Here is a 19,783-nt window from a genome sequence, read left to right as displayed (position 1 = left end):
AAGAGGCGGACGGCGGGAGGCCGCGCCCGTCACACCACGTAGTGCTTCGCGACCCTGTCCATGGTGGGCCTTGCCGGGATCCGGTCACGGGCGTAGGAAGAACACCACCGTCCGCTGTCGAAGGAGACACGCGTGCCCACCCCCAGACGGCTCCGTCTCGCCGTGTCCGCGTTGGTGACCGCATCGGCCGTGCTGCTCGGTTCCGGCGCCGCCGCGGCGCCGTCCGCGCCTCCCGCACCGGCCGGGCAGCGGTCCTGCGACCCGATCGACCCGGCGGCCTGCCTGCTGCCGTTCCCCAACGACTACTTCACCGTCCCGGACCGCAGCACCCCGACCGGCAAGCGGGTCCGGTTCGCGGCCTCCGCGATGCCCGCCAACGTGCTCGGCGTGCCGATCGACCCGGCGGAGTGGAACCGGCAGGACGGGTTCAGCCCCGGCTCGCCGATCCTGGCGCGCGTACCCGGCCTCGACGCCGCGCGGACGCGGATCGCGCCGGTCACCGACGTGGGCCGCTCGCTGGCGCCGGACGCGCCGATCGTGCTGCTCGACGCCCGCACCGGCAGGCGTACGCCCTACTGGGCGGAACTGGACGCGCACGCCGCCGGCAACCCGGACCGGCAGGCGCTGATCATCCGGCCGGCGGTCGCGCTGACCGAGGGCACGAGGTACGTCGTCGGCCTGCGCGGCATGCGCGACGGCGGCGGCGCGCTGATCCCGGCGCCGAAGGCGTTCCGCGCGTACGTGACCGGCGCCGGCCTTGACCGGCGCGACCCGCGCGCGCCGCAGATGAGGCGGATCCTCGCCGACCTGAGCCGGGCCGGTGTCAAGCGGCACAGCCTCTACCTGGCCTGGGACTTCACAGTGGCCAGCCGGCAGGGCCTCACCGGGCGGATGCTCGCGGTCCGGGACGGCGCGTTCGCCGCGCTCGGCCGCCGCGCGCCCTCGTTCACAGTCACCCAGGTCACCGACTACACGCCGGAGCAGGATCCGCTGATCGCCCGGCAGGTGACCGGCACCGTCGCCGTACCGTCCTACCTGACCGGTGACGGCGGACCGGGCTCCCGGCTGCACTACGGGCCGCCCGGCGGCGACGGCACCCCGCCGGCACCGGACGCGCTGCCCACACCGTCCGGGACGACGGTGGCGGCCGACTTCGTCTGCAACATCCCGCGCAGCGCGTCCGCCGCGAAGCCGGCCCACCTCTCGCTCTACGGCCACGGCCTGCTCGGCCGGCCGACCGAGGTCAACGCCGGCAACGTCAAGACCATGTCGCAGACGTACGACTTCACCTTCTGCGCCACGAGCTGGATCGGCATGGCCGCCGCCGACGTCCCGTACGTGGCGGGCGCCTTCACCGACCTCAGCGCCTTCCCCGCGGTGGCCGACCGGCTCCAGCAGAGCTTCCTGAACTTCCTGTTCCTGGGCCGGACGATGATCCACCGCAGCGGGTTCGCCGCCCACCCGGCGTTCCGCGACGCCGCCGGGCGGCCGCTGATCGACGTGGCCGGCGGGCTGCACTACGACGGCAACAGCCAGGGCGGCATCAACGGCGGCGCGCTCACCGCCGTCGCCCAGGACTGGACCCGCTCGGTGCTCGGCGTGCCCGCGATGAACTACTCGACGCTGCTGCAACGCAGCGTCGACTTTGCCCCGTTCCAGTCCGTGATGGACGGCTACTACCCGGACCGGATCGACCAGCAGCTCATCTTCGGTCTGCTCCAGATGCTGTGGGACCGGTCCGAGGCCAACGGGTACGCCCAGCACATGACCGGCCGGCCGCTGCCGCGTACCCCGGCGCACCGGGTGCTGATGCACGTGGCCTTCGCCGACCAGCAGGTCTCGACCGCCGCGGCGGAGGTCCAGGCGCGCACCATCGGCGCCCGACTGCACACCCCGGCGCTGGCCGACGGCTGGTCACCGGACGTGCGGCCGTTCTGGGGCATCGCGCCGATCCGCAGGTACCCGTACGCCGGCTCGGCCATGGTGGTCTGGAACAGCGGCGCCGCGTACGCGCCGCCGCCGACCAACCTGGCCCCCGCCGGACCGGAGTACGGCGAGGACTCGCACGAGTTCCCGCGCGCCCAGCCCGGCGCGCAGCGGCAGAAGGCGGTGTTCCTGCTCACCGGCAAGGTGATCGACGTCTGCGCGGGCGGACCCTGCCCGTGAGCTGCGTCCGGCCGGTCTGAACACGCCTACCCACAGGCCGACCTCCCGCGGCAGCCGGCACACCAATGTCCTAGGACGCTCTGGCGGGTGTGCCGGCCGTCGCGGTGCGGCGCAGCGCCGTGCCCACTCAGAGCAGCACCTCGACCGGCGCCGGATGGCCGAGGAAGTGCACCGGGCTGGCGGTCGGCCCGTACGCCCCGGACTGGTGCACCACCACCAGGTCGCCGACCTCGCACCGGGGCAGCTCCACCCGCCGGCCGAGCGTGTCCAGCGGCGTGCAGAGCGGTCCGACCACTGTGACCGTCTCCCGCTCGTCGGCCGGCTTCGCGGTCACGGCGGACACCGGGTAGTTGCGGCGTACCACCTGGCCGAAGTTGCCGGACGCGGCGAGGTGGTGGTGCATGCCGCCGTCGACCACCAGGAACGTCTCGCCGCGCGAGTGCTTGCGCTCGACCACCCGGCTGACGAAGACGCCCGCCTCGCCGACCAGGTACCGCCCCAGCTCCAGCACGACAGCGGTGTCCGGGTGGCGGCGGCGCCACCGCTCCACCTCCACGGCCAGGTGCCGGCCGTACGCGGCCAGGTCCAGCGCCTCGTCACGGGGGAAGTACGGGATGCCGAGCCCGCCGCCGATGTTGACGTGCGCGAGGTCCAGCCGGTGCTCGCGTACCAGCCGGTCGGCCAGCTCGAACGTCTGGCTGACCCCCGTGGTCAGCGCGTCCAGGCGCAGGTTCTGCGACCCGGCGAAGATGTGCAGCCCGCACAGTCCGCGCCGGCCCGGCCCGCGCAGCACCTCGCCGACCGCCTCGGCGTCGATGCCGAACTGGGTCGCGCCGCCGCCCATCGTCATCCCGGAACCGGAGAGCTGGAAGTCCGGGTTGACCCGCAGCGCGAACCGGACGGACCGCCCGACCGCCGTCTCGATCCGGCGCAGCCGGGCCAGCTCGTCGCCGGACTCGACGTTGACCACCACGCCGGCGGCGATCGCGGCGGCCAGCTCCGGGTCGCGCTTGCCCGGCCCGGCGAAACTGATCTGCTCCCGGTCGACGGCGGTGCCGAGCGCGGTCAGCAGCTCACCGTGGCTGGCCACGTCGAGTCCGTCGACGAGCGGCGCGAGGCGCTGCACCAGGGCCGGCATCGGGTTGGCCTTGATCGCGTAGTGCAGCAGCACACCGTCGGGCAGGGCCGCCCGCAGCTCGGCGACCCGGTGGCGGACGGCGGCGAAGTCGTACAGGTAGAAGGGCGTGCGGCCGGCGATGTCGGCGGCGAGGTTCAGGTCCATCAGGGCTCCACGCGGTAGAGGGTGAGGTCACGCAGCAGGTCCATGTCGTGGCCGAAGGCGACCCGGTCGGCGCCGTAGACCATGAACACGGCGGAGGGCGGCTCGACGATGTGCGCGCTGGCGCGCGCGACGGTCTCGCCGACCGACACGTGCACCTGCACGGTGTGCTCGCTGCGCAGCGCGGGCAGGTCGACGGCGCTGACCCGGCCGGCGTGACGAGGGGTGATCACCCAGGCCCCCAGCTCGCCGGTCGGCCGGGCCCGCACGTCGTACGGCTCGCCGGCCCGCAGCAGGTAGTGCGCGAGGTCGATGTCGACGCCGTGGGTGCGCAGGTAGACGGCGCGCATCTCGCCGCCGGGCGGCCGGGCCGCGACCTCCAGGAAGACCAGCTCGCCGTCGGGCGTGCCGAACACCTCCATGTGTACGCCGCCGTCCGGTGGCCGCAGCGCGGCGAGCGCCCGGTGGCCGAACCCGGACACCCGCACGGCCGTCGGGTCGTCGGCGGGCAGCGTCCACACGCCGAGCGACCGTCCGGCGGCGAACTCCATGCAGGGGTTGAGGTTGGCGCACACGTTGCTCCACACCACCCGGCCGTCCTGCACCAGCGCGTCGAAGTTGTAGAGCGTGCCGGAGACGAACTCGTCCACCTCGTAGCTGTTGCGGTCCTTCGGCGAGGACGCCCAGCTCGCCCAGGCGCGCAACGCCGCCGGCCCGTCCAGCCGCCGCACGTCCATGCTGGCGTACCTGTCGACCGGCTTGACCACCATCGGGAAGCCGATCTCCGCGGCGATCCGCTCGCAGTAGCCGCGCGGGTCGGCGGCGTGCCGGTCGCGGCCGAAGCGCAGGTGCCGCGGCAGCCGCAGCCCGCTGCCGGCGAGCGCGGCCTTGCTGGCCATCTTGTCCACGAACGGCAGCAGGCGCGCGGCCGGCCAGCCGGCCGTGCCGAGGTGCTCGGCGAGTCGCGCGCAGATCAGCTCGCAGGACTCGTCGTTGGTGAGGAACCGGAGTTGCTCCGGCCGGGGGCGGGGCAGCTCCCGGTCCAGCAACGCCACCAGGTCGGTCGTCTCCATGTCGTCGGGCACGACGATCCGGGCGTACGCGGCGCGCTGCTCGTCGGTGAGCCGGCGCGCGTAGTGCGGGCTGGAGACCAGCCAGAGTTCCGCGTCCGCGAGCCGGCCCAGGTCGGCCAGGCCGGATCGGATCACGTTGTCGTTGATGAGGATGACGTACAGCTTCTTCACGCGACTCTCCTCGCGGGTCAGTGTTCGAGCAGGACGGCGCCGAACGTGCCGCCGACCCCGACGGACGCCATCAGGGCCAGGTCACCCGGGCGCAGCCGGGGCCGGACGGTGTCCAGGTTCAGGAAGATGTCGGCGCCGAAGCAGTGGCCGTACCGGGGCACGTTGTCGAGCACGATCCGATCGGCCGGTACGCCGATCACACCGGCCGCCGCCCGCCACACGTTGACGTTGACGTTGTGCGGCAACAGGACTGTCAGCTCGTCGGGACGGCGTCCGGCCCGCCGCAGCGTCCGGTCGACCACGTCGCCGAGATGCTCCTGGAAGCGGCGTTCGTACTCCTGGCGGCTCGGCGCGCCGGGCTCGGTGTAGATGCCGCCGGCGTACTGGCCGTGCGTGGCGACCGCGTGGGCGAGCACCCGGTCGCGGGGCCCGTTCCGGCGCAGCAGCACCGCGCACGCCACGTCCCCGGCGATGCCGGTGTCCAGCACCCGCAGATCCGGGCTGTCGGCCGTCTCGCCGATCAGCAGGACGCCGACGGCGTCGCCGGGCCGCCCCGCGAGCAGCCGGTCCATCAGGTCCAGCGCGCTGATGCTGGAGACGCACTTGTTGGACTGGGTGCCGAAGCACAGCGCGTCGCCGCCGAGCTGCCGGGCGACCAGCCGGGGCAGGCCGGCGCCCACCGGTCCGATGTACGGGCCGGTGTGCGCGTGCACCACCACCGCCACGCGGTCCGGTGTCACGCGCGCCTCGTCGAGCAGCCGCCGGACGGCGTCCAGCAGCATCGGGAACTCCTGCCCGGCGGCGGCCACCGGGATCCGGTCGTAGCCGTAGAGCCGGCCGTACACCCGGGCGCGGGCCGAGGTGAGGCCGAGCAGCGCGTGGTCGTCGGTGACCGACAGCCGTCGTTCCGGTTCCACGCGTACCACCGCGTCAATCGCGATCATCGGGTGTCCTCCGGGCGGGCGGCGCGGCGACGACGCGGCGGCCGTTGACCGGGCTGCACGACAGCACCCGGGCCGGCACCCGGACCAGGCGGGTGGCCCGGTAACGGCGCAGCAGCTCGCGCCACTGCTCCGGATCGCGGTCGTCGAGCGCGGCGAGCCGGCCGAGCTTGCGGTACTGGAGGAACCCGCGTGGGCGGGACTGCGGGCGGGCCCGGCGGATGTAGCCCCAGGCGTCCCACATCAGCGGTTCCCAGCCGGCGAGGGCGGCCAGGTCGTACAGGAACAGGTTGCGGGCCTGCCAGCGGCCGGCGTCGGCGTTCAGCATCAGGCCGCTGAGGCGCAGCGCCGCACGCTCGCCCTCCTGGGCCCGGCGCCAGGCGCGGGCGCCGGTGAGGAACACCGACTCCGGAACGTCGTCCCGGTAGTGGTCGGGCAGTTGGAAGGTGTCCCGGGCGGTCCGGTACATCCGGCCGTCGGCGTACCGCCACCGGCCCTCGCCGGCCGACCAGTACTCGACCACCACGTGGTCGTGCATCGGCCGGTAGGGCACGTACAGGTGGTGGGCGGTGCCGTACCGCAGCCGGGCCGGCACCCCCTGCTCCCGCAGCACGGCGCAGAGCAGCAGGCTCGCGTCCCGGCAGACGCCCAGCCAGCGGCGGTGCAGCGGCCGGGCCCGGGTCAGCGGCGCCGGGTCGAGGGCGAGCACCCGGTCGAGCATCCGCCGGGTGGTGCGCAGGTCGACCTCGGCGAGCCGGTCCGGTCCGGGCTGCCAGCCGGCCGCTGGCGGGTCCAGCTCGTAGTGGGCGAACAGCCCGCCGATGACCTCCACGAGGGCCGGCACGTCGGCCGGCAGCCGGCGCAGCGCCTCGGCGTGCGGCCCGGGTTCGGTCATCGGGGTGTGCCGGCGGTAGGTGGCGAGCATCCGGTCCAGCCCGGCGGCCGGTGTCCGCACGGCGGCGGTCACAGTCCCTCCTCGAGCCGGCGCCGCAGGTGCGGGTAGTCCACCTTGAGGCTGCGGTTCTGCGGCAGCGGACCGACGTGGATCTGGCTCGGCCACAGGTGTTCGGGCAGTTCCCGGCTGATCCGGCGGCGCATCTCGGGCACCGGCGTCGCGGTGTCCGCGACGAACGCGACGAGCCCCTGGACGAGGCCGCCGGGCGCCACCGGCCAGCCGACCACCGCCACGGCCTCGGTGCCGAGCACCTGCCGCAGCAGGGTCTCCACCTCCAGCCGTTCCACCCGGTGCCCGCGGACCTGCATCTGGTCGTCGCGGCGGCCCTTGAACACCAGCCCCCAGCGCGGGTCGTGGGCGACCAGGTCGCCGGTGCGGTACCAGCGTCCGGGCGCGTCCGGCAGCTCGACGAACCGGGCCGCGGTCTGCTCCGGGTCGCCGTGGTAACCCGGGACGAGCTGGCTGCCACGCAGCAGCAACTCGCCGGTCTGCCCGGCGGCCACCCCGGCCAGGTCGGCGCCGACGACGCGGACCTCCTGCCGGGGGTACGGCCATCCGATCGGCACGACGTCCGGCAGGTCCTGGTCCGGCCGCCAGCCGAAGGAGGTCACCGCGATCGTGCACTCGGTCGGCCCGTACACGTTGAACAGCTCCCCGTCCGGGTTGGCGGCGTGCCACGCCTGCGCGAGCCGCCGGGGCAGCGGTTCCCCGCAGAACAGCGTCCGGCGCAGGCTGGGCAGCGCGCCGGGCCGGAGCAGGCCGAGGTCGAGCAGGCTGACGCCGGTGGTGGGCACGGACAGCCAGAACGTCAGCGCGTGCTCCCGTACCAGCGCGGGAAGCTTGTAGACGGCCTGGTCCGGCAGCGCGTACACGGCCGCGCCGACAGTCCACGGCAGCGCGATGTCGTGCACCGACAGGTCGAACGTGAAGTTGTTGACCTGGGCGAACCGGTCCTCGCAGGTCGGGCCGAACAGCTCGATCGCGCCGTCCAGGTACGCGGCGAGGTTGTCCAGTGTGACCAGGACGGCCTTGGGCACCCCGGTGCTGCCGGAGGTGAACATCAGGTACGCGCCGCCCTGCGGCCGCCGGGGCTCGCCCTCCCACCGCGGCCCGGGGCCGTGGTCGAGCACCGGCGCCGGCGGCGCCATCATCGTCCGCAGCCGGTCGTCCTGGTCCGGGTCACCGCTGTCCAGGACCGCGACCACCTGTCCGTCGAGCCGTTTGAGCACCTTCTCGCAGTAGGCGGGCGGCGACGTGGGGCACATCGGCACGAACGCCTTGCCGGCCAGCAGGCTCGCCAGGATCGCGACGTACCGGGTCAGGTTCCGGCCGCAGTACACCAGGCAGAACGGCTCGTCCCGCTCGTCGAGCCGGCCGGCCAGGGTGTCGGCGCGGGCGAACAGCTCCCGGTACGTGTACGCGCGGTCGTCGACCCAGAGCGCCGTACGCTCCGGGTGCCGCCGGGCGGCGGCCAGCAGCCGGTCGCGCAGCTCGGCGCGGTATCCGATGGTCATGTGTGACTCCCGTATTCCAGCACCACGGCGGCGAAGACCGCGCCGAGCCCGACCGTGGCGAGCATCAGCCGGTCACCGGGCCGCAGCAGGCCCGCGCGGTCGGCGGCGGCGAGGTTGAGGAAGATGTCGGCGCCGAAGCAGTGCGCCGTGTGCGGCACCTGGTCCAGGTAGACCGACTCGAACGGAATGCCGGCGCGCGCCGCGACCTGCTTCCAGGAGAACGTGTTGACGTTGTGCGGCAGCACCATGCGGATGTCCGGCCAGGTCAGCCCGGCGTCGTCGAGCGCACGGCGCATCACGTCGGCGAGCCGCGCCGGGTACTCGGCCTCGAACTCGGCGTTGGCCGCCTCGTCCTGCCACTGGCAGGCGGCGTGCCGGCCGTACGTGTCGATCCGGGCGGCCAGGACGCGGTGACCGGCGTCGCGGCGGCTGAACAGGCAGGCGACCCCGGCGTCGCCGGTGACCGAGCTGTTCGGGATCACCTGCATGATCGGGGTGAACGCGACGTCGGCTGTCACCACGATCGCCACGTCGGTGGCCGAACCCCGGGCCAGCAGCCGGTCGACCACCCGCATGGCGGACACCGTCGACGCGCAGTTGTTGGTGGTCATGCCGAACGACTGCGCCCGGTCCAGCCCCAGCCGGCGGCAGATCCGGGCCAGGCCGGCGCGGCCCACCACGTCCTGGTGGGTGCCGGTGTGGGCGTGCACCAGCCAGCGGACCCGGCCGGAGTCCACACCCGACTCCTTGAGCAGGTTCGCCACCGTCTCCTCGACCAGGGCGGTGGTGTCGCCGGACCACACCGGTACCCGGTCGAGGCCGTAGATCCGGTGGAACACCGCCAGCTCGGCGCGCGGCATGTCGTACCGGCCGGCGAGGGCGAAGAGGCTGGGCCGGTCGTCCGGCACGACGGCCTGCACGGCGGTCAGGTTCAGCACGGCGCACCGGCCGGTGCCAGGGCCGCAGTGGGCACCGGGTACCGGCGCAGCAGCTCGGGCTTGTCCACCTTGCCGTTGCTGTTGCGCGGCAGCGTGGCGAGCACCTCGTACCGGGTGGGCCGCTGCCAGGTCTCCAGGCCGGACCGGCAGGCCGCACGCAGCGCGGACGCGTCGACGGCGGCCGGGTCGGCGGCGACGAAGGCGGCGATGTCGTGGTCGCCGTCGTCGAGGGCGGTGCAGACCACGCTCGCCTCGGCGACGCCCGGCACGGACCGCAGGACCTCCTCGACGTCGCGGGGGATCAGTTTGCGTCCCCGGACCTTGATCACCTCGTCGATCCGGCCCTTGAAGAAGAAGTGACCGTCCTCGTCGAGGTAGCCGTAGTCGCCGGTGTAGAGGCAGCGGCCGCCGCGTACCGGGTGCTCGCGGATCTTGCGGGCGGTCTCGTCCGGCAGTCCCCAGTAGCCCTGCATCACCGTGCCGCCGCGTACCACGAGCTGCCCCACCTGGTACGGCGGGCAGGGCCGGTCCTGCTCGTCGACCACCAGGATCTGGGTGTTCGGGATGGCCTGCCCGACGCTGCCCGGCTTGGCGTCGAGCAGCTCCGGCGGAAGGTAGGTGCAGCGCTTGCACTCGGTGACGCCGTACATCGAGTAGATGTCCGCGCCGGGGAACAGCCGGCGGATCGCGGCGATGTGCCGGGGCAGCAGCGCGGCGCCGGTGTTGGTCAGGCAGCGGACGCTGCTCACGTCCGGCATGCCGAAGCGGCTGAACTGCTCGACCAGCTCGAACAGCACCGGCACGCCGGGCACGACTGTGCAGCGGTAGCGGGCGATGTCCTTGACGACCTGCAACGGCAGGCTCATGTCCCGCTCCAGGACCAGCGTCGCGCCCTGCGAGAACGCCATGATCATCTGGTAGAGCCCGTAGTCGAAGGCGAGCGGCAGGGCGCAGAGGAACACGTCCTCCGGGCCGTTGCGCAGGTACTCGTTGAGCGAGTCCAGCGCGGTCAGCATGTTCGCGTGGCTGAGCATCACGCCCTTGGCGTCGCCGGTGGAGCCGGACGTGTAGACCAGCGCGGCCAGATCCTCGCTGATCACGTCGACGGGTGCCGGCGTACCGGCGAAGAGGGTGTCCTCGGCGCCGACCGGCAGCACCGCCCGGACCGACGCCGGCAGGCCCAGGCCGGTCAGGGAGCGCGCCATCGGCTCCAGCGCGAGCAGGACGGTGGCGGCGCAGTCGGCCAGCACGTGGCGTACCCGCTCGGGCCGCTGCTCGTGGCCGACCACCACGGCCACCCCGCCGGCGGCCAGCGCCGCCCAGAAGGCGGTCACCGTCTCGACCCGGTTCCCGGCGCAGATCACCACCCGGTCGCCGGGGCGCACGCCGTCGGCCTGGAGGCGGCCGGCCAGGCCGGCCACGCGTGCCGCCAGGTCGCGGTAGGTCAGCCGGTGCGGTCCCGCGATCAGGGCGAGCTTGTCGGGATGACTGTCCACTGTGGCGGTGAGGACGTCGTACAGGGTTCGGTGCATCGTGTTTCCTTCACCTCGTGGGAATGGCGCTGACCCGCCCACCGAGGCGGCGGGCGCGGAGCAGCTCGTGAACGACGAAGCCGACGGCCGGCAGGTGGGCCACGGCCAGCGCGAGGTAGACGTGGGACACCGGATGCCCGGCGCGGGCCAGCCCGGCGGCCAGGGCGAGCTGGACGACTGTGAGCGTGGCGTTCACGACCAGCGCCCGGACCCCGTTCCCGGTCTCCTCCAGGAAGATCGACAGGGTGAGCAGCGGACCGGCGACCAGATAGGCCGGCGCCAGGTAGCCGAGGTAGCCGGCGGCGGCCCGGGCCACCGCCGGATCGCCGGTGAGCAGCCCGGTCCCGGGCCCGCGGAGCAGCCAGACCAGGGCGGCCACGACCGCGAACACCGCCGCCGACAGCCCGACCGCGGCGACGACCGACGGTCCGACCCGCCCGCCGCGGCGCTGCGCGGCGAGCCGGTTGACGGTGATGCCGGCGCCCACACCGAGTGCGATGGCCGGCAGCAGCACGAGGTTCTGCACCCGGTACGCCACGCCGTACCCGGCCACTGTCAGCGGGGAGTAGCCGGCGAGGATCCGGGTCAGCACCAGCCCGCTGCCGAACAGCAGCAGGTAGCCCAGGCTCACCGGCACGCTGATCCGGCAGACCTCCCGCCAGGACCGGCGGACCGGTGCACGCAGCCCGATCCGGGCCCAGGGCCGCACCCCGCAGCGGGCCAGGCGGCGGGACGCCCAGACCGCTGTGGCGGTCGCGGTGGTGGCGGTGGCCGCCGGCAGGGCGAACACGCCGAGCCAGCCGACGAGCGCGGCGGTGAGCACCACCCCGGAGCCGAGGCTCACCAGCGTGCCGACGGTCACCGCGCGTACCTGCCGCAGCCCGTAGAGGCTCGACATCAGCGCCACGCTCACCGCCAGCACCGCGCCGGTGAGCGTGTTGAGCTGGACGAACGCGTACACCAGGGTGCGCGAACCGGCGGGCACCGCGTACAGGTCGAGGAAGAGCGGGTGCGCCACCAGGAACAGCAGCGCCACGCCGAGGTTGACCGCCACGCCGAGCACGAGCACGGTCCGCTGCCGCCGCGCGTACGTGTCGAGGTCGCCGCTTCCCGACGCCTGGGCGGCGAACGCCACCGACGCGACACGCAGGCTCTCGTTCACCGAGTTCTGCAACAGGATCATCGGCAGCACCAGCGCCAGCGGGTACAGGTAGGCCGGGTCGTGCCGGCCGATCACGGCGGTGTTCAGCAGCGGCGCCACCAGGCTCGCCAGCGACGCGAGCAGCACCGGCAGCGCGATCGCCAGCACCGGCCCGAGCACCGGCGGCGCGGCGCTGTCCCCGGCCGGGCGCGACTGGTCGACGGCTGTCATACCGGCACCTCCCGGCGCAGATAGCCGGCGTGCACGTTGGCGAGCTGGATGGGCGTGGTGCCCTCCATGAACTCGTACGCGACCACGTCGGTCAGGGACCGGGCGAGCCACGGGTGGTCGACGAGCGCCGCCACCGGCAGCTCCCGGGCGAGGACCGCGGCCACCTCCTCGGCCGCCGCAGTGGCCCGCTGCTTCGCCAGCGACACCAGCGCGCCGCGCAGCGGCTCCTCGTCGACCTCGCGGGCGGCGGCGGCGTTCAGCTCGCGCGACCGCTCCAGCATCTGGTCGAACCGGTCCAGCTCCGGGCGGGCGGCGCCGACGTGGTCCCGGACGTAGTCGACGAGGGCCTGGGCGTGGCCGAGCGCCATCGCCGCCACCCCGGGCCGGAAGCGGTGGAACGTCTTGAGCATGCCCATCATGCCGCGCTCGGTGGCCTTCAGGTGGCTGCCGAGCACCGCCTCCGGCGGCACCCGCAGTCCGTCGACGCGCAGCTCGGACAGTTGCGCGCCGGGCAGGGCGAACATCGGGAGCACGCGTCGTCGTACCGCGGCGGACTCGATCAGCTCCGGCGTCATCAGCACCGCCACCAGGTCCAGCGGACCGTCGCCGGTGCGCGCGAGGACGGTGCCGACGGGCGCCACAGCCCCGTTGCCGAACAGCAGCTTCTCGCCGGTCAGCCGGCCGTCGCGCAGTGTGGTGTCCAGGTGGGCGGCGTCGGAGCCGCGTCCGGGCTCGGTGACCGCGAAGAACGTGCGGCACCGGGTGGTGGACACCAGCTCCCGGAACCAGGCCCGCTGCCGCGGTGTGCCCAGCGCGTCCAGCAGCACACCGGACAGCGACGGGCCCGGAGTGGTGAGCAGGAAACTCGCGCTGCCGTAGCTGAGCGCCTCGAACATCGCGGCCCGCCGGCGGGTGTCCGCCGCGAACTCGGCCTCGATCTTCTGCGCGACCGCCGGGTGGTCGAGGTGCCGCAGCACCAGGTCGGGATCGTCCGGCACGGCCGGCGAGTTCTCGCGGTACCAGGTGGCCGCGGCCAGCCACTCCGGCCCGTAACGGGCGGCGAAGCGGTCGGGATTCAGTCGGAACACGGGGCACCGTCCAGGTAGATCCGGTTGGCGTAGAGCAGGGCGGTGCGCATCTGCGCCATCTGCCCGGCGAGGACGGACCGGCCGCCGGCCATCCGGATCAGGTCGCGGGCCAGCCCGTCGACCTCCCGGACCCACCAGGCCCGGCCCGCCGGTTCGGCGAGCGCGGCGGCCGCGTCGGTCTGGCGCAGGGCGGCGGCCCGGGCCACCAGCCCGGCCATCTGGTGGGCCACCACCGGGTGGGCACTGAGCCGCTGACCGGCCGAACGCCGGCCGGCGAGGAACCGCCGGCACCAGCGGACCGCCTCGCCGAGCGCGTCCCGCTCGGCGTCGGCGAGGGCCTGCCGGAACAGCCGCAGGGCCGGTGCGTCGGCCGGTCCGCCGGCCGCCCGGTACCGCAGCACCACCAGGCCCGCGCGGGTCAGCAGCTCATGGGGTACGACGGTGAGCCGTTCCGCCCCGAGGACGGCGCCCGTGGTGAGGTCGAACGCCTCCACCGGCGCCGCGTCGCGGTCGGCGAGCACCAGCCCGGCGTACCCGGCGGCCTGGCCGGATCCGGCCGGCAGCGCGCCGGTCTCGCGGGCCCGGGCAGCGGCGGCGCCGACTGTGAACCGGACGGCGACCGGGTCGGTGGCCGGCCCGGCGGGCCGGGTGGGCAGTCGCAGCACGTTCGTCACGGCGTCACCGCCCGGGTCAGCACCACGGCGGCGGACAGGCTCTCCACGTCCTCCTCGACGTAGGCGACGTAACCGCCGGCCGGGGTGGTGGACTCGGCGCCGAGCCAGCGGAACAGCCCGGTGCAGGTGCGCTCCGGCGGCAGGAACTCGACCCGGCACGGCCAGGAGTCCGGCCCGTACGCGTAGGCCCACCGCCGGTAGAGGAACGTGGCCCGGTTGACCCGCACGGTCAGCTCCGCCGGGTCCACGTCGTACTCCGCGCACCAGCGCGCGACCAGGCGGGACAGGTCCCCGTCGTCGCCCAGCACCGCCGGCTCGCCGAGCGCCGTGACGGTCAGGATCTCCGTTCCGGCCGGGCGGCGGCCGATCCGCACCGCCCCGGCGGTGGACCGGCTCGGGCCGGGGAAGTGGGCGCCCACCGGGGCCGGGACTGTGGTCTGCTCGACGCTGAGCAGCAGGCCGTCGCGGTCCGCCGGACCGGCCCGCAGGAAGTCGCAGAGCACCAGCAACGCGAGCGCCGGGGAGATGCTGCCCTGGTCGACCAGGTCGAACGAGGTGCAGTCGAGGCGGTGCCGGTGGTGCAGGTACGGGCCGAACGCGGACACGTCCGGGTCGAACTCCGGCGTCCAGAAGCTGGTGACGAGCACACCGAGGTCGCGGAAGAGACCGGGTCCGGTGCGGTCGGCCAGCGCGTCGGCCAGGTCGACGAAGGTGTACTGGTCGCCCCGGGTGAGTGTGGCCTCGTCGAGGACCACGCCGGCCATCCGGTGCAGGTCCGCCTGGTACTCGACGAAGCGCGGCCGGGGTGGGTGCCGGTCGTCGCGGGTGGGCAGCACCGCGTGGTGCGCCGCCTGTACGTAGAGGCCGGTCATCGGTCAGGCGATCTTCGCGGTGCTCAGCTGCGTCCGGACGTACTCGTAGATGCTGCCGATGGTCTGGAAGTGCTCGGCCTCCAGCGTCGTCGCGTCCACGAAGAACCCGTCGACCGCGTCCTCCAGCGCCATGAGGAACGTCAACGACGTCATCGAGTCGATCCCGAGGTCCTCGCGGAGCTGGGTGTCGAGATCCATGTCGAGGACGGCGTCGTCGTGCGTCACGTCGGCGAGCACGCGCTTGACGGTGTCGATGAGCTCGGATTCCTGGATGGGCACGGAAATGCTCCTTCGTTCGGGTCGGAGGCGGCCGGAACCGGCCCGCGAGCGGGCTGGGAATCGCCCGGGTGGGCGCACGGTTGTCCGCCGGCGATGGTGATCGGTGCGGAAAGGATTTCGGGGATCGCGATAAGCCGCCGGAAAGTGTCCTCCGGTTGCGGTCGGCGGAAGGAACTTTGCCGAACCGCGATCGGGGGTGTCAATGCTTTTCCGACTCGGCGGGTGACGGCAGTACGACTGAGCGTGTCAGTCGGAAATGCGGCACTGCGGCGATTCGTGCGGACGCGGCCGGCTCGCCTTTCCGGTGTTCCCGGCCGACCCGGTCCGGATCGGCGATGTCGGACCTGGCCGTCCGTACCCGGATCCGCGCTATCTGTCCACCCTGCCGGGTCGGACCGGGCCGGAGGCGCCGCTCACCCGGGCCGGACGGGTGGTCGCGGGATGTCTCCGCCCGGCCGGCGCGTGCTCGTGGCGATTACTCCATGAGGGCGTGTGGCGCTACCCGGTAGCCGACAGTCGTTTCCCGCAGTGATGCCGTGTGACGCAACTCGCCAACCGTCCTTCCGGCGGCTGTCCGGCGGCTGTCACTCCGCTTGCGGATGAGTTCTCGGCGAATCGCCGGCATCGAAAGGATGATTCGGAGTGGTCTCTTCGGTCCGGCTGTCGGAAACCGAATTGACCGCCTTCCGATCACGCGTCATCACGCGTTTACGAGAATGTGTCGCGGTGGGAATTCCACAACGGCGCGGCACCCGAGGCGGCCGCCTCTCGCCTGCGTCCGCCGAAGCGGGTCGCGGTGATGCCGCGCCCGGACCCTCCGGCGGCCCTTCGTGCATCGGAGATCCGCGATGCTGGCCTGCCCGTCTGGTAAGGACAGTCTTCTCGACCGGGTTCAAGAGTGGATCGATGACGGATGGTTCGGACGCCCGGCGTTCGCGGCACCACGCAACGTCCGGGACCACACCCGTGACCGGCGCCGGCAGCCGAGGTGGTCGCGGATGACCCGGACCGCACCGGCAGCCGCCCGGGCCGCGCTCGCCGCCGTCGTCGCGTCGGCGGTGCTCGCGCTGACGCCGCTCGCGCCGGCCGCCCGCGCCGAGGGCGACCACGTCAAGTACTACACGGTCGAGGCGGCCCACCAGGGCGAGCCGGAGAACCTCACCGAGATCGCGGAGCGGTTCCTGGGCGACGGCGCGCGGGCGGCCGAGCTGTTCGCGCTCAACGCCGGGCGGATCCAGCCGGACGGCACCACCCTCACCGACGGTTCCCGGCTCCGGGCCGGCTGGGTGCTGGTGCTGCCGTGGGACGCGTACGGCAGCGAGGTCCGCCGGGGCGTCCCGCCGGCCGCGAAGCCGGCGCCCGGCGCGTCCACGCCGGCCGGACGGCAGCCCGCCGCCGACGGCGACGCGGCCGTCCGCCCGCCGAAGGGGTGCCGCACCGCCGCGACGTCGCGCGCCCGGTCACAGTGGGCGGGTCCGCGCGTCGCCGCCGACCAGGCGTGGCCGCACAGCCGGGGCCGGGACCAGCTCGTGGCCGTCGTCGACTCCGGCGTCGCCGGCGGCCTGCCCCCGCTCGCCGGCCGGGTGACGACGGGTGTCGACCGGGCGACCGGTGGCGCTCGCGGTGATACCGACTGCCTCGGCACCGGTACGGCGATGGCCGCGCTGATCGTGGCGCAGCCGGTGAAGGGGTCGGCGGTGGCCGGCATCGCGCCGGACGCGGCGGTCATGCCGGTCCGGGTAGCCGGCCGGACACCCGGTGCCTCGACCGCGGCGAGCGTGGCGGGCATCCGGGCGGCGGTCGGCTCCGGCGCCTCCGTCGTCGCGCTCGGGCCGCAGGTGGACCTCGGCCAGGCCGAGGTGGTGTCCGCCGTCAACGAGGCGGTCGACGACGGCGTGGTGGTCGTGGTGGGCGCCGCCGCTGAGTCGGCGCCACCGGACCCGGACGTGCCACTGAACGACGCGGTGCTGCGCGTCGGGGGGATCGGGCCGGACGGGGGTACGGCCGACAGCTACCGGTCCGGCGGCGTGGACGTGGTCGCACCCGGCGTCGACGTGACCAGCCTCGGCATCACCGGTGCGCGACCGGTGAACGGCGCCGGCACCCACCTCGCCGTCGCGTACGTGGCGGGGCAGGCGGCGCTGATCCGGTCGGCGTACCCGGATCTCGACCCGGCGCAGGTCCGCAACCGGGTGCTGAAGACCGCGAAGACCACCGGCGGCGTCGCGCCGGAGATCGACCTGACCGCCTCCGTCACCGCCGTGCTGCCCGAGGAGGCGCCCCGGGCACAGGCGGCCGCGCAGGCGTCCGGCTCCACCGGGATCGGCCGCCGGGCGGCGTTGCTGGCGCTCGCCGGGCCGGCGGCGCTCGCCGCCCTCCTGCTGGGCCTGCGCGCCCGCAGGTCGGCGCGGACCGGTGCCGGGCGGCCGGAGGCCGCACCCGCCGGGACCGGGACGGCAGCCCCGTCCGTCCCCACCGTCACGGCGGACGCCGCCGCGACGCGGACCGATCCGGCCGTCGCCGCCCCGCCCCCGACCGATCCGGCCGTCGCCGCCCCGCCCCCGACCGATCCGGCCGTCGCCGCCCCGGACGTGACGGCGGCGGTCGCGGAGCTGAGCCGCGACCCCGCGCTGCGGCACCTGGCCGCCGACGAGGCGGGCATGGCGTACCTGGCGGAGACCCGGCCGGAGGCGCGCGAGAAGGCGCTCATCGGCCTGGTGCCGGGCATGGACGACGAGACGGTGGCAGCGCTGCCGGCGATGGTGACGGCGCTGCCCGGCACCGACGAGCAGGAGCAGTCGCTCACCGGCGTCCTGGTCGACGTCCGGCGTCACCTGCGCGGCGACCCGCTCGCGCTGGACCGGGCGCTGGTGCGCGCCGGGAAGGTCCGGTGGCAGTCCCAGCACGAACTGGCCGAACACGTCACGTCGTACGCGCAGCAGCATCCGGAACTGGACCGGCTCGCCACCGCCATCGCCGAGACCCGCTGGTCGAGCGGCGCCGGGGAGCCGGCGCGGGGCAGCTGATCAGAGCAGCACGAGTTCCTGGGCCAGCATGTCGGTCCAGGTGCGCCGGGTGAAGTTGCAGCCGGTGTGCGCCACGAACTGCTCCAGGGTGCGTACCGGCCCGATGCCGAGCCGGTCGACCGGCGGGGTGTGCAGCATGTAGAGCACCCGGCGACGGCTCAGTTCCTCGTAGCGGGACCAGTCCTGCTCGACGTGGTCGCTCCAGTGCCGCGGCCGGTCCTGCCGGATGTAGTAGTGCCAGGTCAGCACCTCGGTGGGGTGGAACAGGTCGTAGCCCCACGTGTAGGCGCGCAGGGCCAGGGTGATCTCCTCGCCGTGGAAGTAGATGCCCGGGTCGTAGGGCACCTCGGCGACGAACGAGCCGGGCGCGAAGAGGAACCCGGCGGCCAGGAACAGCGCCGGCTTGGGCGGTACGCCGGGCGCGGCCCCCTCGATCAGGCGCTGACCGAAGACCGGTACGCCGAACGTCGTCCAGTCGCTGACGACGATCTCGGCGGGCGCGCCCGCGCCGGTGAACTCCTGATCGGGCTCGTAGCTCGCCGGGTACGCGGTGAGGACCGGCTTCGCCGCACCCGTCTCCCGCGCCATCCGGATCATCCGCACGTCCCAGCCCGGCGCGAACCGGGTGTGGCTGTCCACCTGCAACAGCCAGTCCTCGCCGCGGTATTGCTGGAACGTCTTGTCCCGGGCCCAGCAGGCGCCGCGGCTGTCCCGGGCGTCGTACTCCTGCACGTCCACCTGCGGCAGGTCCCGGATGGCGGAGATGTCCTCGTCGCCGAGGTGCTGCCAGCACACCCCGATGCGGACGTCCTCCGGGTGCGTCGCCTTGGCCAGGCAGTCCAGCACCGTCGGCACCAGTTCCCGGTCCCGGTACGACGCGACCGCCACGAAGATCGTCACGCGTCCGCCTCCGCGTCCGCCTCCGCGTCCGCCTCCGCCGGGACGAGGGCGTACGACTGGAACAGCAGCGCCAGCGCGCGGTGCTCGTCGGCGGGGTCGGTGACCGGGAGCCGGTCACCACGTGACCGGATGTGGGCCAGGAGGTCCGGCTCCGGCGCCAGCCCGTACGCCTGGAGGTAGTAGGCGACGGACTCGGGCCAGAGCCAGCGCCCGTCGGTGCGGTAGGTCATCGGCACGACCCGGCCGCGTCCGGGCTCCACCACGTCGGGCCCGCGCGCGGTGGTGGCGAGCACCGGCGTGCCCGCGTCGAGGTACGCCGCCGCCAGCGCGAGGTCCGTGCCGGACAGCCGTTCGCGGCCCGGCGCGAAGCGCGCGCCGTCGTCGTCCACCTCGTCGAAGACGCGGGCGATCCGCAGCGGTTCGGTGTCCCGGCCGGCCCAGAGCAGCGCGCCGGACCGGCGGGCCCCGGCCGCGTAGGGCGGCAGCTTGTCACCGGGGCGGTACACCTCGACCAGCGGGGCCGAGATCCCGGCCCCGGCGAGTTCCCGCATCACTGTCGCCGCCGTCGCGGCCTGCGGCCCGGTGGTCTCCAGCACGTAGACCGGCGCGGGCGGGATCACCGAGGCCGCCCACTCCGGGGCGATCCGCCATCCGCGCCACAGCGCCACCGCGCCGGGCTGCTGCCGGGCCGCCGCGACCGCGACCCGGTCGGTGTCGTCCATCAGGCCGTCGCGGCCGGTGAGGTCGGCCAGTGGCGGCACCCGGCCACCGAAGACACGCGGATTCGGTACGGCCGACGCGAACGTGAACGGCAGGTCGACCGGTCCGGGCGGCTCCGGGAGAGACACCGTGCCGGTGTCGGCGAGCCGCAGCCGCGCCTCGGCGAGCATCGCGTCCGGCACCCGGCCACCGAGGTGCAGCAGCGCGATGTGCAGCTCGTCCTGGTCCGTCATTCCCGGCCTCCTCGCGTCCTCGTCGGCGGGCGTCGGCGCATTCGACCACG

At 74.2% G+C, this 19,783-nt stretch carries 16 protein-coding genes; 2 read left to right on the top strand and 14 right to left on the bottom strand.

All coding sequences use genetic code 11. The features are described from left to right. The first annotated feature begins 132 nt into the window (after positions 1-132). Positions 133-2,166, top strand: coding sequence for a hypothetical protein (locus FB454_RS02450; RefSeq protein ID WP_145822384.1), 2,034 nt, complete (start codon positions 133-135; stop codon positions 2,164-2,166). A gap of 127 nt (positions 2,167-2,293) precedes the next feature. Here the strand turns inward: FB454_RS02450 and FB454_RS02445 are convergent, their stop codons facing one another. Genes FB454_RS02445 through FB454_RS02390 form a run of 12 tightly spaced genes read right to left on the bottom strand, consistent with a single transcriptional unit; the run spans position 2,294 to position 14,854 of the window. Then, positions 2,294-3,448 carry a pyridoxal-dependent decarboxylase, exosortase A system-associated gene (locus FB454_RS02445; protein ID WP_013287011.1) on the bottom strand — a complete coding sequence of 385 codons (1,155 nt, stop codon included), beginning with the start codon at positions 3,446-3,448 and terminating at the stop codon, positions 2,294-2,296. Then, a complete protein-coding gene (locus tag FB454_RS02440; protein ID WP_145822383.1) occupies positions 3,448-4,689 on the bottom strand; it encodes an ATP-grasp domain-containing protein in 1,242 nt (413 codons plus the stop codon). The genes FB454_RS02445 and FB454_RS02440 overlap by 1 nt, the downstream gene beginning before the upstream one ends. Positions 4,690-4,706: 17 nt before the next feature. After that, entirely contained in the window at positions 4,707-5,633 is a 927-nt protein-coding gene (locus FB454_RS02435) for a 3-oxoacyl-[acyl-carrier-protein] synthase III C-terminal domain-containing protein (RefSeq protein WP_013476321.1), read from the bottom strand. Continuing rightward, positions 5,620-6,597, bottom strand: a complete 978-nt coding sequence (locus tag FB454_RS02430) for a transglutaminase domain-containing protein (protein WP_145822381.1) — start codon at positions 6,595-6,597, stop codon at positions 5,620-5,622. The genes FB454_RS02435 and FB454_RS02430 overlap by 14 nt, the downstream gene beginning before the upstream one ends. Further along, entirely contained in the window at positions 6,594-8,099 is a 1,506-nt protein-coding gene (locus tag FB454_RS02425; protein ID WP_145822380.1) for an AMP-binding protein, read from the bottom strand. The genes FB454_RS02430 and FB454_RS02425 overlap by 4 nt, the downstream gene beginning before the upstream one ends. Beyond that, complete coding sequence (locus FB454_RS02420) at positions 8,096-9,037, bottom strand: ketoacyl-ACP synthase III family protein (protein ID WP_071094432.1); 942 nt, start codon at positions 9,035-9,037, stop codon at positions 8,096-8,098. The genes FB454_RS02425 and FB454_RS02420 overlap by 4 nt, the downstream gene beginning before the upstream one ends. Beyond that, positions 9,031-10,569 (bottom strand): class I adenylate-forming enzyme family protein, encoded by a 1,539-nt coding sequence (locus FB454_RS02415; protein ID WP_013287005.1) that lies wholly within the window; start codon positions 10,567-10,569, stop codon positions 9,031-9,033. The genes FB454_RS02420 and FB454_RS02415 overlap by 7 nt, the downstream gene beginning before the upstream one ends. A gap of 10 nt (positions 10,570-10,579) precedes the next feature. Further along, positions 10,580-11,941 (bottom strand): MATE family efflux transporter, encoded by a 1,362-nt coding sequence (locus tag FB454_RS02410; RefSeq protein WP_145822378.1) that lies wholly within the window; start codon positions 11,939-11,941, stop codon positions 10,580-10,582. After that, entirely contained in the window at positions 11,938-13,029 is a 1,092-nt protein-coding gene (locus tag FB454_RS02405; protein ID WP_071094435.1) for an acyl-CoA dehydrogenase family protein, read from the bottom strand. Before FB454_RS02405 ends, FB454_RS02410 begins: the two co-directional genes overlap by 4 nt. Further along, a complete protein-coding gene (locus FB454_RS02400; RefSeq protein ID WP_071094438.1) occupies positions 13,017-13,703 on the bottom strand; it encodes a hypothetical protein in 687 nt (228 codons plus the stop codon). Before FB454_RS02400 ends, FB454_RS02405 begins: the two co-directional genes overlap by 13 nt. Further along, positions 13,700-14,575: a hypothetical protein gene (locus tag FB454_RS02395; RefSeq protein ID WP_071094440.1), complete on the bottom strand. Its 876-nt coding sequence runs from the start codon at positions 14,573-14,575 to the stop codon at positions 13,700-13,702. The genes FB454_RS02400 and FB454_RS02395 overlap by 4 nt, the downstream gene beginning before the upstream one ends. A 3-nt stretch (positions 14,576-14,578) precedes the next feature. Then, the gene (locus FB454_RS02390) at positions 14,579-14,854 is read right to left on the bottom strand and encodes an acyl carrier protein (RefSeq protein ID WP_013476329.1); all 276 of its coding nucleotides are present in this window, start codon (positions 14,852-14,854) and stop codon (positions 14,579-14,581) included. A 998-nt stretch (positions 14,855-15,852) separates the two neighbouring features. Here FB454_RS02390 and FB454_RS02385 point away from each other — a divergent pair. Next, on the top strand, positions 15,853-17,880 hold the full coding sequence (locus FB454_RS02385; RefSeq protein WP_145822377.1) for a S8 family serine peptidase: 2,028 nt from the start codon (positions 15,853-15,855) through the stop codon (positions 17,878-17,880). Here FB454_RS02385 and FB454_RS02380 read toward each other — a convergent pair whose 3' ends face one another. Together FB454_RS02380 and FB454_RS02375 are read right to left on the bottom strand one after the other, a co-directional pair. Continuing rightward, entirely contained in the window at positions 17,881-18,780 is a 900-nt protein-coding gene (locus FB454_RS02380; RefSeq protein ID WP_145822376.1) for a GlcNAc-transferase family protein, read from the bottom strand. Continuing rightward, the gene (locus tag FB454_RS02375; RefSeq protein WP_145822374.1) at positions 18,777-19,733 is read right to left on the bottom strand and encodes a hypothetical protein; all 957 of its coding nucleotides are present in this window, start codon (positions 19,731-19,733) and stop codon (positions 18,777-18,779) included. Before FB454_RS02375 ends, FB454_RS02380 begins: the two co-directional genes overlap by 4 nt. Positions 19,734-19,783: the final 50 nt, after the last annotated feature.

Source organism: Micromonospora sp. CNZ297 (genome assembly GCF_007827625.1).
Note: the sequence above shows the minus strand (reverse complement) of the source record. Positions and strands in the feature narration are given on the sequence as shown.

What these genes read in the sequence shown, in the direction of transcription:
- FB454_RS02415 (WP_013287005.1), bottom strand. Translation starts at nt 10,569, where the DNA reads ATGCACCGAACCCTGTACGACGTCCTCACCGCCACAGTGGACAGTCAT.
- FB454_RS02435 (WP_013476321.1), bottom strand. Translation starts at nt 5,633, where the DNA reads ATGATCGCGATTGACGCGGTGGTACGCGTGGAACCGGAACGACGGCTG.
- FB454_RS02375 (WP_145822374.1), bottom strand. Translation starts at nt 19,733, where the DNA reads ATGACGGACCAGGACGAGCTGCACATCGCGCTGCTGCACCTCGGTGGC.
- FB454_RS02445 (WP_013287011.1), bottom strand. Translation starts at nt 3,448, where the DNA reads ATGGACCTGAACCTCGCCGCCGACATCGCCGGCCGCACGCCCTTCTAC.
- FB454_RS02425 (WP_145822380.1), bottom strand. Translation starts at nt 8,099, where the DNA reads ATGACCATCGGATACCGCGCCGAGCTGCGCGACCGGCTGCTGGCCGCC.
- FB454_RS02395 (WP_071094440.1), bottom strand. Translation starts at nt 14,575, where the DNA reads ATGACCGGCCTCTACGTACAGGCGGCGCACCACGCGGTGCTGCCCACC.
- FB454_RS02410 (WP_145822378.1), bottom strand. Translation starts at nt 11,941, where the DNA reads ATGACAGCCGTCGACCAGTCGCGCCCGGCCGGGGACAGCGCCGCGCCG.
- FB454_RS02385 (WP_145822377.1), top strand. Translation starts at nt 15,853, where the DNA reads ATGACCCGGACCGCACCGGCAGCCGCCCGGGCCGCGCTCGCCGCCGTC.